The organism is Telluria sp. BA11 (assembly GCF_056680305.1).
On record NZ_JBWXQA010000002.1, the window covers coordinates 17,328 to 33,323 of the forward strand.

Consider the following 15,996-nt stretch of genomic DNA (forward strand, 5'->3'; position numbering starts at 1 on the left):
AGTAAGTGACGGTCGTCACTTGTCTATGCACTGCATAGACAAAGGAGCTCAGATTGGGGTACAAAAATGCCGGAGGCCGACAGCGTTAATGTACAGCAACTTATTTGCCGTGTCTAGTCTATCGCCTCAGATTATCAATGCTCGTTTTCGGCCAAAACGTGTAAGCGATTAACCACAGGAAATGCAAGGTTGCTTTGTAAACAGTGACTTGCAAAGGTGTCGCGATGGACACCGTGTCCATTCACGTCCTAGCACAGTCATTTTGTCGGTGGTGGCGTGGCCGCTATCACGGCTTTCGCTGCCGTGTTCAACGCAGCCGTTGGCGATGTCGCGCGTCTTGCTACCAGCGGTCAGCGCCTAAATGAGGTGACGTTGGAAATCTAGTATGTCAACCGTGGCAGCCTCCTCTCGCTGTTGGTCATGGTGCAGCCAATTCCGTGGACGGTGAGCTCGCTTCGCTTGCGCGTATCTGATATTGCCTCACGATCAGTCGCAGTAGGAACCACCAGGTGTAGAGACCAGCAGGGCTATCGCACTCATCGGTACCCGCGTGTCCATGGGCGACAGCATTGCGCAGGTTGGGGCCGCCCTGGACGCACATCAAACAACGGATAGCGAACGTCATGTCCTCGCCAAACACCTCGTTCATCTGAGATCGCTCCGTAAGTGCCGCCAGGGCCACTTCCATGTCGATCCCGTCCTCGTGCGTCGCGGTGATCGCATGAGCGCCTTTAAGAGCCTGGCGCACGACGTGCTCGAACTGGGGCATTAAAATGTGCAGCGCCTGTTCGAGGTCGTGGCAGTAGCCCGCGTACAGGGCCTTGCCAAAAATACTCGCGCGTTCGCGTGGCACGACGCCGCTGCACAGGGCTAGCATCCGGAAGTCGTCGATCGTAAAGCTGTGGTCGATCTTGATCTGGGCCAGTGCCGGCGAGATCATCGCGCTTGCTACTAGTTCGGCACCGCGCACGAAGTCGCGCATAGCCTCTTGAGCCACGCGCGGGTTCTCATCCGGAGCCGTATCAATCGCCGGCGCTGCAGTACGCACGATCGCACGGCCGTCGCCGTCAAGAGTGGTGACACCAAACAAGCGCGCCACGAAGCTCTCGCCCATGGAGGCTTGCGCACGCGCCATATGCTCGGACTTCACCGGAGTGGTGTCGAGCTCGCAGAAGGCGTACAACGCCTGCAGTGGGTCCTCATGCTGAACATGCTCCGTTGCGGCGCGCACCAGGTCAGTGGCATCGAAGGCTGGCATTGGAACAGCGATCATCTCGCCAACGGAGTCGCGGCCGGCTTGCTCGTATTTCAAACGTGCTCGCTCGAGCGCGGCACGGATATCGTGTGTTTCTCTAAAGCGGCCGGCGACGCCGCGGTAGGCGGAGATGGCATCTTGATAGAACCCGTGACGCGCAAACGCGGCAGCAGTGGCGTCGCCGTGACGTTCCCATGTTTCGCCCAGTTCGGCCAACATGGCGGCTTCGCCTGCGTTATCACCAATGCGCCTAAACCAGTCGATGGCCGAGTGTAAATAAGCAGCGGCGTTGAATGGGTGAGGCCGGTCCGCTTCGCGGCGAGCGAGTAGCGCCAACTGTGCGGCAACTTGCTGCGCAGCAGATTTTCCCAGGCGTTCAGCTTCTAGCGGCCGCAGATAGGCCAGCGCCACAACCCCGCCCTCATCCTTGTGCGCGAAAAATGCGCTTGTCAGGTCCTCGACCATCTCTTTAACGCGGTCGCCGGCGGCGCCACGTAGCGACGCCGCCAGCTGCAGGGCACGGTGCCAACTAGCGCGACCGTGCGTATGCCAGGTCGCGTGTTCCAACGGAGCTGCCCGGTAATCGTCGACGGCGCGCAACGCGAACCGGTTGCCATGACGCTTGGCTTTCAGCCAAACCAGATCGCCCAGACGCGCGCGCAGAGCGCGGTGGGTGATCACGTCGGCCACGCCAGCAATGAAGTCCAGCTGTTCAGGCTGCAGGTGCTCGGGCCCCATGCTGCAAGTGCCGTCTCCCCAAATTGCGAATGGGGCAAGCGGAGCCGTTACTACAGCTGGCTGCAGCATCATCGAGCAGATGTGACTCATCAGGTCCAGGATCGCGGCGTGCGGATGGCGACATTCTGTTCTGGCCAGATCGGCGGCCACATGCAGAGGGTTTCGGAGTTCGTTCAGCGTCAGGTGTGGATTGGCCTCGAGGACAGCAGTGACGCCGGAGGCGTGGAACTGGTTGACAGTCAGTGCGATTTGCGGCGGCGTCGGCTCGGACATGGTGATTGAGTTGAAGTTAAGTTGATAGGCTATTTGCACAGTGGCGCAGCACCAGGTTGTTCTTGCGACGCCGGTTACTGCCGTTAGGCCAAGTACTGACCAGAATCGTAGCCAAAAGGCGTATGGATTCTTCTCTTACCGAGTATATAGGCAGGGCATTATTCATCGCGCCCCCACAGCGGGGCAGGTTATCGGGCGCCAATAAAGGTAATAAACCCACAGATAGTATGACCAACCCATACCCTCCAGACACACCGCGTCTACTCTAATTCCGAACACCCCTGACGACTCGACCACCCCAGTGCTAAAAGAGCTTAGAGAGAGAAAAGAGCAAAAAGAGAGCAGAGAGAAGACCCCTGCTGTGCCGAAGTCAGCGGCCATCGAACAGCTGGGGCTAACGCGCCGTATCCGTGGGTTAATTACCTTTAGTGGTATACTTGGCGACGTATCCATTTCCATTTTGGCCATGAAAAACATCACTTCGTGGGATAGCGACCCTGTACAGGCGTTCAAGGAATTCCTCGGCACTGACGCTTTCGCTAAAACCGCCCAGCGCCTCCCGGCCGACGGCATGCTCCGTTCGGTCTCGAGCGAATCCGCCAGAACCTACGTTTCCATGTTCTCCAACGTCTCGGCGTGGATAACGGAACATGGTAAAACGTTCTCGACGGTGACCCACGAAGACTTGGCTCGCTACGTCAACCGCGTCGACGGCGGTAAGCGGGTCCTCAACAGCAAGATCGAATACCGCTACTTGCGCCTCCTGGAACGCTGCTATCAGCACTTAGGCGTAACGCCTAATCCCGCAAAGCAGGCAATTGTGGCAACCGACCGCACCGAGCTTCCAAAAGATGACGCTGGCCGTACCCTCTCACCAGAGCAGCTGCAGCGGTTCTTCGACGCCCTGCCGGCGGATCCGCCGCGCCGGCGCCGCGTGAGTGCCTTCGATGGCTGGAAGCGCCGGCGCGATCGCGCCATGCAAGTCGTCATGGCGCTGGCTGGGCTGCGCGTTGCCGAAGCGATCGGGTTGCTCGTGCATGAAGTCGGCCACCAGGTGGAGCTAGATGGCTCGATCGACCTGACCATTACGCCTGAGGAGAAACACGACACCAGCTATGAGCACGTCACGTCCCTGCCCCGCGAAGGCGTGGCAGAACTGCGGCTGTGGCTGGACGAACGGGAGAGAATGGTCAAGCAGCTCGCGCTGCCAGGCGAGTTTGTGTTCCCGGCCAATGTCGAGGGCGGCAAAATGACCAAGAAAACCGTCTACAAACAGATCCGTGCGACGTTTGAGCGCGCGGGCCTGGACATGTCCCGGGCTGGCGGCCGGACCTTGCGCAACACGTTCGCCAAGGCACAATTAGATAACGGCGCCAGTCCCGACGAATTGAAGGACGTGCTCGGCCTTGCTCTCGAGCGTTCCGCTGCCGACTACAAGTTCACACGCATCAAAGACGACCCAAAAAAATGAAGCTGTCGATCATCCTCGAGACGCTGGCCAGCGCCCGGCTTCCCTCCGTAACCAGCGAGCAGCTGCGCCAGCTCGTTGGCACCGCCGAAGGCAAGGCATTCGCCGACGACCTTAGATGGTTCGCCGTCGGCGAGGCCAAGCGCCGCCAGCAGCTCGCCGCCGTCGTGCACGCGCTGGCGCCAAGCGTGCGCCGCACAGTCGAGCAGCTGGGCTTCCAGTTCGATCTGGCCGCCATCATCGCTGCGGCCAAACTCGACGGGTTGGCCGGCATCGAGATGATCAAGGTCGCCAACGCAAATCCCGGAAACCGGACCCGGGCGATATCGTACCTCCGTGGCATTGGACTGCAGGTGATCTCCAGCATTACAGCGGCGGCGCCGGCACCGGCACCGGCTGCGCCAGTCAACCCACCCTATTATTCGTTCAAGATTTTCGGCAGCGGTGCCGCGCTGTGCGTGAGTGAGGCGCGCACCCGCTCGAGCAACCAGCACACGATCCAAATCGAAGGGGCGCTGGCGCTGGGCGGGGGTCGCCGGGAGTTCGACTGGCAGAACAAGATCATCGTCCAGCTTACCGTTCAGGAGGCCTATCTATCCCTAGCCCTGTTCGAGAACATGGTCCCCAGCGTGAAGTTCGATGGCCACGGTCGCACACACGACAAATCGCTCCATATAGACTTTCAGGACTCCCACTACTTCGTGCGCGTGATCCAGCGCGGCCGCAATGCCGTAGCGCTTCCAGTACGGGCGGTCGACGCGCTCCAGATTGTCAGCCTTCTGTATAAGCAGCTCCTCGCCAACGAGCCACATCTTCGCATCGAGGATGTTCGGGCATTAGTCACTCGCATGGCTTCCATGATGCCGCAAGCCCGCCCTTCTATTTGAACGCAGAGTGACTCGCGCACGGACCTAGCATGCGTTGCGATGGAGCAACGGTCAAGCTTAGGTTGAGCAAATAGTTTGCTCTGGTTAAACACGCGTTCTTTGCTTGTCAGCCGCGTTGACCCGGCAAATTAGTTCGGAAAAGCCATGTTGGCGTTCGTTTGCTTGCATGGACTTGTGTCAGCGCAAGTTTAAGAAGATCGCCTTTTTTAACACTTTTCGTTTTTAAGCATGGTTGAGGCCGTGGTACAGTTGCTGTTCACGTACTACTTCGCCGAACACGACGATTTTCTCTATCGTCATCATTGACTTTCTTTCCCACGGCAGTTGGTATAGTATCTAGGAAATTTTCCTGTCTACGGTTTTGCGTTAAATCGACCATTTATCGTAGACAAGCCAACGTCTTTGTTAGGAATGTCACTCTATGGCTCTGAAGCCTGTCAACAAGGCGCCGTCGCGCGTTAGCATTAGCGGGCTGGTAACCATCGCCGACCGCGCACAAGATATGCTCGTCAACTTGCGCGACGACCTGTTAGAGCCACATCCTAGAAAAGTAGCTCCGTCTTTTTCGAGCACCAAGGTGGCGAAGCTCTGCAACATTGACCGGGCCGCACTGAACTACCTTTGCACGCGCGGCAAAAAGGATAACTTCCCGGCAGGTACACTGACTGGCACTGCGCGCAGCCGCATGTTCACGCTTGCGGAGACCCAAGACTTTGTACGCGCCAATGGTCCGTATCAAGGTCGCCCCGAAGGCCAGAATGCTATTGTGTGCGCGGTTGGCAACTTCAAGGGCGGAGTCGGCAAAACCACCTGTACGGTGGCTCTTGCCCAGGGTCTTACCCTACGTGGTCACAAGGTACTTTTGATCGACCTCGATCCTCAAGCCAGTTCGACCACGCTGATGGGATACGTCCCTGATGCCGAGGTGGGCGAGGAAATGACGGTCATGCCAGTAGTTTATGGCGAACAAAAGGACCTGCGGTATGCGCCTCGCCCAAGCTACTGGAGCGGCATCGATTTGATCCCGTCCTGCCCTGCCCTCTTCGGTGCGGATTATTACCTTCCAAACAAGCAGGCGGCAGAGCCAAACTTTGAATTCTGGAAGGTTCTCGACACTGCTCTGGAACCGCTGCGCGCCGAGTACGACGTGATTTTGATCGACACGCCACCTACGTTGTCTTACTTGGCGATCGCATCCTTTATGGCCACGGATGGCCTTATCGTACCTGTCCCACCTGAGACGCTCGATTTTGCGTCCTCGACGCAGTTTTTCCGCCAGTTCGCTGAACTCTTCTCGACGCTCAACAAGAGTCGGCAGATCGATAAGAATTTCGAGTTCATCAAGGTAGTGCTCTCCAAAGTCAAGACCTCGGCCGCTACTACTGCTGTCGTGAAAGAATGGATCAAGCAAACCTATCACGAGCTGGTCGCTCAAGCTGAAATCATCGATACCGACATCGTGAAGAACGCGAGTGCAGAATTTCAAACTCTGTACGACATCGAGCACTACGAAGGAAGTCAGCGGACCCTAAACCGGGCCTTCGATTCCTTCGACGGATTTGTTGCGGAAATCGATGCTGCAATCCAGAACGCATGGCAGGCAAGGCTCGCCGATGCGGGTGAAACTCCAGTCACGCCGTCTGATGTGAAGCGCTCCCCAGTTGGTTCACGAACAAGGCGAGGTGCGTAATGGGTAAGCTTGAAGAACGTCTGAAAAGGAAAACCGAGGGGATTGGCCGGGAGAAACCTGTGCCTCCTTCTACAGCAGAGGCGTCAACTGATGCCAGTGCAGCCGATGGCGCACCGATCGCGGCGGTCACCCCAATTCGCCCTCCGACAACGATGCCTGGTCAGCTCGGCGCCTTCCGCAACGAAGCCCTCAAGTACACTCAGCAAATCGCGGAGCGCGATTTGCTTATCAGTGAACGTGACGCGATGATCGAAGAGTTGAAAAACTCAACAGATCGCGTTCAACGCATCCCTCTGTCCGAAGTTGACGACTCGCCCTTCCAGCCACGCCTGGAATACAACCCGGAAGAAATTGATGCCCTCGCTAAGACGATGGCGGCCGGTAGCCAGGCGGATCCAATTAAGGTACGCATTGTCGACGACCGGTACGAACTTATCTCCGGCCATCGCCGCAAACGCGCCGCACTTTCGATTGGCTGGACGGAAATTGACGCCCTTATTGAGCATCGGACTGATGGTGAAGCCGAACTCGAGTCGATGTTACTTGTCACCGGGAATGTAAAACTGTCGGATTACGAGTATGCAAAGATGTATCGCCGTTCGTTAGACAAGGAATACTGCAAATCCATACGCGAGGCAGCAAATATGTTCGGAGTGCAGCCCTCGGCGGTTTCGGGCTGCCTGGACATGCTCGAGTTGCCAGCGTCGATAGTTGAGATGTTAGAGGCGAAGCCAAGCTTGTTTAGCTATACGACCAGCAACACGATCAAAGGGCTCGTAAAAGAATATCCCAAGCATTCCGACATCATCATCCAAGGGGTGCGCCGCCTGGTTGATGGAGTCGCAAAACAAAATGCGCTAAAGGGGTGGATCCTCCAAGCTATCGCGCAGCATTCGCGAAAGGCCAAGCCCAAGCAAAGCACGCGGACGATCACGAGAGATGGCCATGAGGTCTTTACGACTAAGAAGGCCGCAAACGCCGTTACGGTGAGCATTAAAGCCGGCGACCTGGATGGCGAAAAGTTCGAAAAGGACTTGCACCAGTGGTTGAACGAGTACGCGAACAGAACGACAGAACCTTGATTTTCGGAAGAAGATCGAAATAACCTTTAATAATCAACGAGTTACGAGTGTTCAAAGTTTGAACACTCAAGAAAAATACTACCGGAGATTGCGAGAAAAGACATGGACAAATAACCATTCCAGAAACGAAAAATCCCTGCTTGGCGGCAGGGATTTTTCATTTAACACCTAGATTCCTTACATCGGGGAACGCTAGTGAAGACTCAGAATCCTCACTATATCCCCCGATGTAAGCTAAGTCAAACACTTTGTGGTGGCAACACCGCTAAGGAGTACCTGTGCGCTTACGTCTTTCACAGGCGGGCTATTGCTCGCCTATATATAACCTCTCTGGTCGTCCGGACGACCTCCCCTGCCCTCATGAAAATGGAGGTCAGGCATGAGCTCAAACGTGCCATACACCGAGTTTCTAGAGCAATACGGCGAGTTCAATTGCGCTATCCGTTCGCACGTAGCAATTGCTGATGCCAGGCATGAGATCCGCGCGGCGTTGACCGAGACAACGCGCATCGCCTTCCTCGAAATCATCCGAAGGGCAAACATCGAAAACCCACAGCAGCCAATCTGGATCCGCGTCGACCGCACGGCCGCGAGGATTGGCATCAGCACAAAGTCAGTTTCGCGCACAATCAAAATGATGAAGAAGAAGGGTTGGCTCGTCCCCAGCGCGACGCATGATGGACGCAACAACAACGGCGAGTGGGATGGTCGCGAATACCTGCTCACGCCAGCTATGCGTCGCCTCATGTCCCTTCCAGAAAAGGGCCGTCAGAATGATGACGGGGGAAGCGCTAGTAAGGATGAAGGTACCGTAATTCCCCCTGCAACGCCGCTGTCTACAACAACGTCAGCGACTAATCCAGCTCAGCAATTGCCGATGCGACAGGCAGCACCAATGCCAGCCTTGCCTGCTGGTAGCAAATTGTCAAAGGCCTTAGCAATCATTCATCGACGGGCTATCGAGGAACAGGCAAAGAGCTCGACGTGCGAACCCCGATCTTCCCAGGTCGCATCCCATGAATCGGTCAAGACCCTTGTGGATAACCCTGTCCTCCCGTACGCGCCGGAGGCTGAAAACTGCAAAGAAGAGACTGGCCTGTCCCACGGTGTTATATATGAAGTTAACAAGGTCTTTTCTTTAAAAGAAGCTTCCCTTCAAAAAGGAGCCTTCGATGAAAACGTCAAGGGCGAAAAACCATTCAACGTCCCTGCTGACCTTCAAGCGATGCAAGCCGAGCTGGGCATCACTGGACGCGGTATTGGAACTTTGATGAACGCTGCAAAGCAAACCGGACACCGGCTGCAGGACGTTTGGACCGTTAAAAGCGACACGATCCGCAACGCTGGGGCAACTGGTGGCCGTGCAGTCAAATACCTGCTTTTCCTGATGAACTGCGGGGACGACTTCGCTTATCTCGCCCGTGTGAAGGCCACTGATCTGTCTGCGTCAAAGGCCGGCAATCGTTCCTCAGCGGACAAGAACCACAAGGCCCGCCCTGCCCCCGCAGCAACGGCTCCAGGCGCCGCAGAGTTGATCCCATCCAGCACACCAAGCACAGCACTCGCAAAGCTTCTCGAAATAGCCAAGGCGACGCGTTTTAAGCGTTTTCGACACGTCAGCAATGGCATGGTGGTTCGTTTCTTTGACGGTGCGGCGGAGGTCACACGCGGCATCGAGCGGGTCTTGATCGGAGGATGGAGGGACTTAGAAAACTTCTACGTCGGCATCAGCAGAGGAAACCTCGTGCCTGTTACCGAGTGACCTGGCGGCGATTAGAGCGGGCTAGAAGCGGAGACGCTGTACGTGGATCAAGCAGGTTTCAGAAGCCAGTTTGGTCGTCCGTTCGGCATGCTGATCCGTAATTCTCAGCTTGGTCGCGGTGGGCACAAACCGCGCAATTCGTTAGGCGAAAAAAAAGGCGGCGCAGGCCGCCAGAAACTTCGTCAAAGGCTATTAGCCCGACAAGCCACGCAGCTTTCCTCGCAAGGATGAGGTCGAGGGTGGAGCATTGTCTGCACTCTCAGTCAGCGGGACCGGATCTTGTGGTCCTGAAATAGCCTGGGCTGATTCAGGCTCAGATTTAGCCGAACGTCGAGCCGGTGCATGCTGCGGTTCAGCGGCTTGGTTCGCCCCAGTTTGGCTAACTGGAGTTTGTGCCTGGACGTTAAGGCTAGGTTGAGTGTCCCACATGCGACCGGCGTGGCGAAGAATCGTACCGTCCAGGATGAATCCAGCCTGTTCAGCCGCGTATCCGAGTTCGATGAACCGACGTAGCTCGGCGCTCTTGTCGACATGAGGACGCTCAATACGCTTGATCACGAGCAGTCCAATGTCCGTAGGCTTGACAAGTACCTTGTACTGAACTGCAGCGCTATTCGGATTACCCTTCGCCATACTTAGTCCTTTTATACAGGTGCGACCGTACTGGCACGCAAGGGCTTTGCTTGCGCAGCCTGCATCTCGGCCGGGGTTTGAATTGTACGCTCTGCGGCTTCAAGCACATACATTCCAAACTTCCACATCCCGCGTGCGTTAGCGAATTCCGGGTCCATGGCAATGAAGCGCTTGCCCTTGAAGATAGAAGCGAACGCCTCTTCACCGAGCGCACTTTTGATCAGTGCGGTGCCCCCTCCGACGAAGATCACCGCGCCGACTGTTGAACCGTCACGCAGCTTGGAGACGAAGAAATTCTTCACCCGGTCAAGGTATCCTCGGCAGGCCGCCACGATGATATGGGAGACATCGACGTCCTCGCCGAACAGCTCATACTTCTTCGTGCGGCAGGCCTCTTCGATATACGGCAGTGGCGGATTGTCATTCAGTCCGAATTCCGACTTGATCTGTTCGGCCACTTGATCGAGCAGCTGGAGAACGCCGATGTCCTTCGTGCCGCTCTGGTCCTTGTAGACCGAACTGACGTTCTCGGCAACCACGACGAGATCAGTTGTCTTGCCGCCCAGGTCCATGACGGCGACAGGACGACGTGTGATGATCGCTTCAATTCCGGCGTCGTATTCGCCGTCGTGATGAATGAGTGCGTCGTAAAACGCAGCGGTGGCTTCGCTTACGACACTCTGGCCGGCGATCGGCGCCAGCGCCGGGCCTTTCCCGATCCGGGCAACAGGCGTAGCGAGGCTTTCGATCTTCTTTCCGATCAGCTCGTGGTTAGGTGCTCCGTTTTTGTAATACTGGTCGACGGGCAGTCCGGTGATCAGGTAGACCTGTGTGTCACCGAGTCCGCAGGCTGCCAGAGAGTGAGTGACGAGGATGCGATTCAGCTCGGACAGGGGATACCCGGCCATACGGGTATCCAGGGCCTGGAGGAGGTTTTGCGACCCGGCCACTGTGAAACGCTTGCCGGACGTCTCATATGCGCCGCCGGCAGGGTCAGTCCCTCCCATCGACATGACCTGCTGAAGACCTTCTACAGCGCGGGACTTGTGGTACCCATAGCGCCAGCACTTTGCGTCGGCGTCCCAGCCAAAACATACCTTGTTCGTGTCGTGTCCATCGTCGAGCCCCACTACCAGTTGCGTTTCCTTCTGCCTATTGCTGCCCATGTGATTGCCCTCTTGATGATAATTGCCGCCTAACTACGCGGATTACGATATTGACTACTCCCAGACTGTACCGTAAAGCGAAGGCCCGGACAAGGTCTTCTAAGGTCTTTATGGGTCGAACAGGGACTTTTAGGGACTTTTAGGGATGTATCCGGTTATCCGTTTCCTTCTGTCTGCGGAACGATTAGCGCCTGCACATGAATACTGCGGAATGCGCGCGCTCAGTTTGGCTGTATCGGCCAAGAGGTCGGGGAGGAGGGCAGGAGGGAAGAAGGAAGATGATCAGTCTGGACAGACCGAGCGCGCCAACACATGCTACAAGCGCCATTGACCACAATGGTCAGAAACCCGCAGCACTGGCGGGGTGGAGCCTGACTCGAAAAAGCTACTTTCGAGTCTGGTTCTTGCTTAGGTTACTTGTCGTCGTCCATCTCGGAATCAGTTTTAAACTTGATGCGCTTCACCTGCGCGAGAGTGCAGTCCTGTCGCGTCTGGTCGTCGCGAACTCCTTTCAAGACAGGCTGGAAAAGACAGCCGTCCTCATATCGGTAGAGATACAGCACCTCCACCAGGTCATCACTTTTTGGAATAGGCTGGTTGGGTGGCACAGTCACGTTGCCGACGTAGACAACAACACCATCGCTTGACAGCATTCCAAGCCTGATGCTGCGCTTACCGCCTCCGGTGTCGCCTAGACAGATCGCCGTCGAGCTCGCCCTGAACTTGAACTTCAGTGCTGGCCCGCCGCCGTTAGGACGACCAGGTGCGTAGATCATATCTCGGCGCTTGAACACCACGCCCTCACCATTCCGACCTTCGATACGCTCGAATGCAGAGCGCTTCGCAGCAGTTCCATAGAACGTCTCCACAGCTTAGATAGCGTCGAAGACGCCGCCAGCGAGCGCCTTGTTTCGACCGATCAGCTTCGCGTAGTGCGCGGCACGGGTCTCATATGGCAAATGTCGCAAGTCGGCACCGTCGATCGAAAAGATATCGAACACATGGTACTTATTACCTATTAGCTCGCCATCAGCTTCGACATAGAGCACAGGACCCAAATACTCGAGGCTTGCCAGCGACTGGATTGCAGTTACGATCGGTGCGGGAATGCTGCATGCTCGGGCCGACTTGTTTGAGATGTGAACGTCAGAAGCACTAATGGCGACAGCAATTCGCTTACCGTCCATCTTCTCTTCCATCACCCAGTCGTCGTCTTCAATCAGCGCCAACGCCGCGTCACGATCGATATCGTTCAGCAGCTGCGGTTGATGGAATGCGCCAGTTGAGTCGTTGGAGGCTGCCGGCGCGGCTACAACGTTGTCGCCTTCGAGCACGTAATAATTGTCAGCCAGTTTCTCGCGCAGCAATTTGTCGTAGATGCTCATCGCGGCCTCAAGCGACACCGGTTTCTTCGTTTTCGTGCGCGGGGTCATCGAACCCCCACGCCGGCCGTTCTGCGTGTTGACCAGGTAAAGGTCACCAGAACGGACCACCACGCATTCGTAGATCTTGTCGCTGTTACCGGTGTTGTTGTGCAGGCTGACCTGCGCTACTGTTTGATTGTTCATGTACGTTCCAAGTTAATGCCGGGAGCCGGCGGGATAAATGGATGGCCGTACGGGCTTGCCTCGTCAGGTTGAGGGAAACCGTTATGCTGTCCCGGGTGGGAGAGCAAGGGGAGGGCGTCCAGCCTTTGAGGCCGGACGCGAGTTGTGATTTATACCGTTAGAGCACTAGGCTTCGATGGTTCTTGATGGATGCTCGCATGGTCTCCAAATGGAGCCGCGCTTTGTTAGGATCAGCACCGACCAAGTAGCAGTCTACCGTGAAGGATGGCGAAGCGACGAAGGCCTCGAGCTTGTCGGCCACCAGCACCAGCCGTTCGCTATGCAGCGGAGTGTTGTCAAGGTCGAATTCCACGCGCTCAGCCAGCGTCTCAAAGAGACCGCCGTGCATCTTGAGCAGCAGAGGCCCCAGAAGGGCGTACACGGCGTCGATCATGCCGGCTTGACCTCCGAACGCAATGAACTCGCTCGGGCCACTATCGGCTGTGTGGAAGATGCAGGCCCAGGGCTGGAGCCGCTTGCGTGCGTGGAGCGGGATCGTCCACTGCGGGAAGTAGGGCACCACCGCCATGGCGACGTGGCCGCCCACATGATCCGCGCGAATTGCAGTGAAACCGTGGCTCATCGTGGCCTCCTAGACGCCGTCGTACATCGCGACCATTTCCAGCGCCTCTTGAGGCGTGCTGGCGAACGCGAGTTGGCCAAGCCAATCTTGGTCCGTGCTGTAACGCGCGAGCGAGAAACGGAAGTACGGTTCGTCCTCTGGCAGAGTCGACCTACTGCGGTCGGCATAATCCGCCCACAACTTCAGGATCGTCCCGTCCGGCTGAACCTTGTCAAAGGAGGGCGTTTCGTTGTTGTGCCAAGACGTGTCCTCGAACCCTTCGGGCAGCTTGAAGTCGAGTTCAAAGCCAGGGAATTCGCGAGCAAAAAGTGGCGTATCCGAACCCGGCGCGTTTTCGACCGTCGGTGTGTTTTGCATGGTGCTTCTCCTGAATGGTGGGACCGGGATCGAGCCGATCCCGAATTGAAGGGTTTATTGGAAGTAGCGAGATGGCAGGATCGTCGCGAAGACTTCCGCTTTCTCCAGCACTCGCGCGTGGCAATGGGTGTGCCACCATCCGGCTGTATCCGGGGTACGGAAGATTGTTTGCGGCAGGCAGGATGCATCGGCGCCGCGCTTTGCGTACAGCTTCGCCGCCAACAAGCTAGTATCGAGGCGGTCTGTATTCGGCGAGCGACTGCAGGTTTCAGCTGCCGCCATCTCAAGTGCAGTGTCATGCTGCTGCGCGGCGTCGGATTGAATTTGGGTTGAAGTTGCGTTCATTGTGCGCTCCAGTCATTGCCGAAATCGGCGTTGTAAAAGGGGCGGCCGGGGAGGGCTTGCGACATCTGTGATGTCGTGAACCGGTAGGGAAGGGTAGTTCGCAACACCGAGATGAATCCGGTGCTGCGCTTCTTATTTGCGTTTCTTCTTTGCTTTTGGTTTGGATTTCGGTAGGGGACCGTATCGCACGCACCAAGCTGCAGCAGCTTCATTGAGCTGGTCAGCTACCCATTGCGCATTCTTCCGGCCACGTCCTTTAGCACCGCATGGCCAAGCTACGAGCTGGGATGCTCCACTTGCCGAAAACCCCCAGACTCCACAGCGGCCAACTGCCGGTGCATTATCGATATAGAAGTCATCGAGGAACCGGCGACCGCGGTGGTCAGTCAGGTTGATGCGGTATTCCATAGCGTGCGCTACGGCGTGCAATGCGTCAAAGATCGACGGCGCCACGGTTGTTGGAAGAGGAGAATCTTTGGCGTTGCCCACATCGTTCGATGGGCAGGTTTCTGTGTTCATACATGTCCTTTCATTGCCGTCATACGGCGCTATAAAAGGGGTGCCTTGGAGGGCTCATGACATGGGTGCTGTCATCAACCGTACGGAAGAGGGCGCATCGGGGCGGCCACGGTAGTGGCCACCCTGATAGCTCAAGTTACTTTGCGGGTTTATTTATCATCTGGCAGAAGCCCTTCTTCGAAATACCGCAGCAGCAGGTGCGCGGCAACATTTTTAGATGAGCTGCATGATAGGGACAGGCCCGTCAGGTTCGTGATCAGGGACATATCCGACATGGGTCTGATACCAAGAATTTAGTCCCGCCCTGCCAACAATTTCGATAGCGCCGACCGGATCATTGAAACTGTCTTCGAATAGTACGAAGGTCAGCCGATCCGTCTCTGGGCTATCTGCGATCTTCATGCTCCCGGCGTTGTACACCAAGGCTACTAAGCCCGGTGCGTCGGGCTCCTTCAAGCGCCAGGCGGTGCTGCCCAAGCACGATTTATGGGTAGCCATCAGGCCGGGTCGAAGCGGCGTATCGTCAGGCGGTGCGCGATCTCTCGGCCCCAGTCATACGCTTCTTCTTGGCCTGCGCAGTTGCTAGTGATGTCGCTGCGGAACTCAATCATGCCGAGCCAGAAGGCTTTCAGCGTTGCGGAGGTGTGTCGTTTCATGATGTCTCTTTCCAGTAAATGCCGAATTCGGCGTGATAAAAGGAGAGAGCGACATGGGCTCACAGAACTCGGTGTTCGGTGAACCGGCAAAGCAGGGGAGGGAGCTGACTAGAAAACTAGTCAATGTAGGATTGCTTTAAACAGTCTTTACTACGGCAAGCGCCCGGTGAAAGGTGTCGAGACGTTGGCGGGCCTGCAGCGGCGCCAGGCGACGCCTCCAGCCTGCCTCGAGCTGGTTGATCATCTCTTGCGTATGTGGCCACGGATTGCCCAAGATGAGCGAACGGGCTGCGTAGTGGTCAGGATTGGCCCCGATGTGGTCCCTCAAAAGACCCAGGCCGCGCTCACGTGCATGCAAGGCATAAGTCACGATGACATAACCGACGCCGGCTGCGGAACGCACGATGTCATAGCCCCCGCGTGCGTCTACGCCGATGGCTTCGAAGGTAACGAAGTTTTCACCCGTCGGAAGATCGGCGCCATGCAGAAAACCGTAGCTGGTCGGGCCGATATCTGCTTTGGTCAGATACCCAGCGACCCGAGCATCTGGCGCGAATGGGAAAGATTTGGCGTACTGAATGCCCAGCGTCTCGACTAGGCTAAGTTCGCCGTTGGAATGCTCGACAAGTGCCGAGGATTGTGGAGCAGCCTGGGCAGGTTGCTGAGCCGATTCGATCACGGCTTCGTGGATGGTATGCATAGATTCTCCTTGATGTCGAAAATCGACGATATAAGGCGGAGAGTCGGTAGGCGACTCGTTTAAGCAGGCGCTCGAACGAGTAGATAGAAGTTTGGATATGCTGGTGAAGACGCGCCGTATGCACGAGCCGAGTCTTTGGCTTTGGGAACAAAAATGCCGCATGGCGACGACGAAGTATCGCATCTTTCTTGTAGCTAGGCAATACATGGGGCCGTCGTAGTCTAACTCGACATTAGAAGATATATTGTCGAGTTAACAACTGATCGAGAGGTGCC

15 protein-coding genes are annotated in these 15,996 nt (G+C 56.6%); 5 read left to right on the forward strand and 10 right to left on the reverse strand.

All coding sequences use genetic code 11. From position 1 onward, the window contains the following. Positions 1 to 418: 418 nt before the first annotated feature. On the reverse strand, positions 419 to 2,266 hold the full coding sequence (locus tag AC1MGT_RS23220) for a DUF7380 domain-containing protein (protein ID WP_499504389.1): 1,848 nt from the start codon (positions 2,264 to 2,266) through the stop codon (positions 419 to 421). A 466-nt stretch (positions 2,267 to 2,732) separates the two neighbouring features. On the opposite strand from AC1MGT_RS23220, the gene AC1MGT_RS23225 reads away from it, so the two are divergent. From AC1MGT_RS23225 to AC1MGT_RS23245, 5 genes are all read left to right on the forward strand, one after another. Continuing rightward, complete coding sequence (locus AC1MGT_RS23225; protein ID WP_499504390.1) at positions 2,733 to 3,737, forward strand: tyrosine-type recombinase/integrase; 1,005 nt, start codon at positions 2,733 to 2,735, stop codon at positions 3,735 to 3,737. Next, a complete protein-coding gene (locus AC1MGT_RS23230) occupies positions 3,734 to 4,621 on the forward strand; it encodes a hypothetical protein (RefSeq protein WP_499504391.1) in 888 nt (295 codons plus the stop codon). The genes AC1MGT_RS23225 and AC1MGT_RS23230 overlap by 4 nt, the downstream gene beginning before the upstream one ends. A gap of 421 nt (positions 4,622 to 5,042) precedes the next feature. Further along, positions 5,043 to 6,311 carry a ParA family protein gene (locus AC1MGT_RS23235; protein ID WP_499504392.1) on the forward strand — a complete coding sequence of 423 codons (1,269 nt, stop codon included), beginning with the start codon at positions 5,043 to 5,045 and terminating at the stop codon, positions 6,309 to 6,311. Beyond that, positions 6,311 to 7,393, forward strand: a complete 1,083-nt coding sequence (locus AC1MGT_RS23240) for a ParB/RepB/Spo0J family partition protein (protein WP_499504393.1) — start codon at positions 6,311 to 6,313, stop codon at positions 7,391 to 7,393. Before AC1MGT_RS23235 ends, AC1MGT_RS23240 begins: the two co-directional genes overlap by 1 nt. 379 nt (positions 7,394 to 7,772) lie before the next feature. Next, complete coding sequence (locus AC1MGT_RS23245) at positions 7,773 to 9,155, forward strand: hypothetical protein (RefSeq protein ID WP_499504394.1); 1,383 nt, start codon at positions 7,773 to 7,775, stop codon at positions 9,153 to 9,155. 644 nt (positions 9,156 to 9,799) lie between these two features. On the opposite strand, the gene parM is transcribed toward AC1MGT_RS23245, so the two are convergent. The 9 genes from parM to AC1MGT_RS23290 form a co-directional block, all read right to left on the reverse strand. Beyond that, a complete protein-coding gene (gene parM, locus AC1MGT_RS23250) occupies positions 9,800 to 10,954 on the reverse strand; it encodes a plasmid segregation protein ParM domain-containing protein (protein ID WP_499504395.1) in 1,155 nt (384 codons plus the stop codon). Between the two features lie 413 nt (positions 10,955 to 11,367). Beyond that, on the reverse strand, positions 11,368 to 11,823 hold the full coding sequence (locus AC1MGT_RS23255; RefSeq protein ID WP_499504396.1) for a hypothetical protein: 456 nt from the start codon (positions 11,821 to 11,823) through the stop codon (positions 11,368 to 11,370). Positions 11,824 to 11,826: 3 nt separating this feature from the next. Then, entirely contained in the window at positions 11,827 to 12,522 is a 696-nt protein-coding gene (locus tag AC1MGT_RS23260; RefSeq protein WP_499504397.1) for a WGR domain-containing protein, read from the reverse strand. 157 nt (positions 12,523 to 12,679) lie between these two features. Then, on the reverse strand, positions 12,680 to 13,144 hold the full coding sequence (locus tag AC1MGT_RS23265; RefSeq protein ID WP_499504398.1) for a hypothetical protein: 465 nt from the start codon (positions 13,142 to 13,144) through the stop codon (positions 12,680 to 12,682). A gap of 9 nt (positions 13,145 to 13,153) precedes the next feature. Continuing rightward, positions 13,154 to 13,501 carry a hypothetical protein gene (locus AC1MGT_RS23270; RefSeq protein ID WP_499504399.1) on the reverse strand — a complete coding sequence of 116 codons (348 nt, stop codon included), beginning with the start codon at positions 13,499 to 13,501 and terminating at the stop codon, positions 13,154 to 13,156. A 54-nt stretch (positions 13,502 to 13,555) separates the two neighbouring features. Beyond that, positions 13,556 to 13,846: a hypothetical protein gene (locus tag AC1MGT_RS23275; RefSeq protein ID WP_499504400.1), complete on the reverse strand. Its 291-nt coding sequence runs from the start codon at positions 13,844 to 13,846 to the stop codon at positions 13,556 to 13,558. Positions 13,847 to 13,978: 132 nt separating this feature from the next. After that, positions 13,979 to 14,365 (reverse strand): hypothetical protein, encoded by a 387-nt coding sequence (locus AC1MGT_RS23280; protein ID WP_499504401.1) that lies wholly within the window; start codon positions 14,363 to 14,365, stop codon positions 13,979 to 13,981. A gap of 497 nt (positions 14,366 to 14,862) precedes the next feature. Continuing rightward, complete coding sequence (locus tag AC1MGT_RS23285) at positions 14,863 to 15,021, reverse strand: hypothetical protein (RefSeq protein ID WP_499504402.1); 159 nt, start codon at positions 15,019 to 15,021, stop codon at positions 14,863 to 14,865. Between the two features lie 136 nt (positions 15,022 to 15,157). Next, positions 15,158 to 15,721: a hypothetical protein gene (locus tag AC1MGT_RS23290; RefSeq protein WP_499504403.1), complete on the reverse strand. Its 564-nt coding sequence runs from the start codon at positions 15,719 to 15,721 to the stop codon at positions 15,158 to 15,160. Between the last annotated feature and the right edge of the window lie 275 nt (positions 15,722 to 15,996).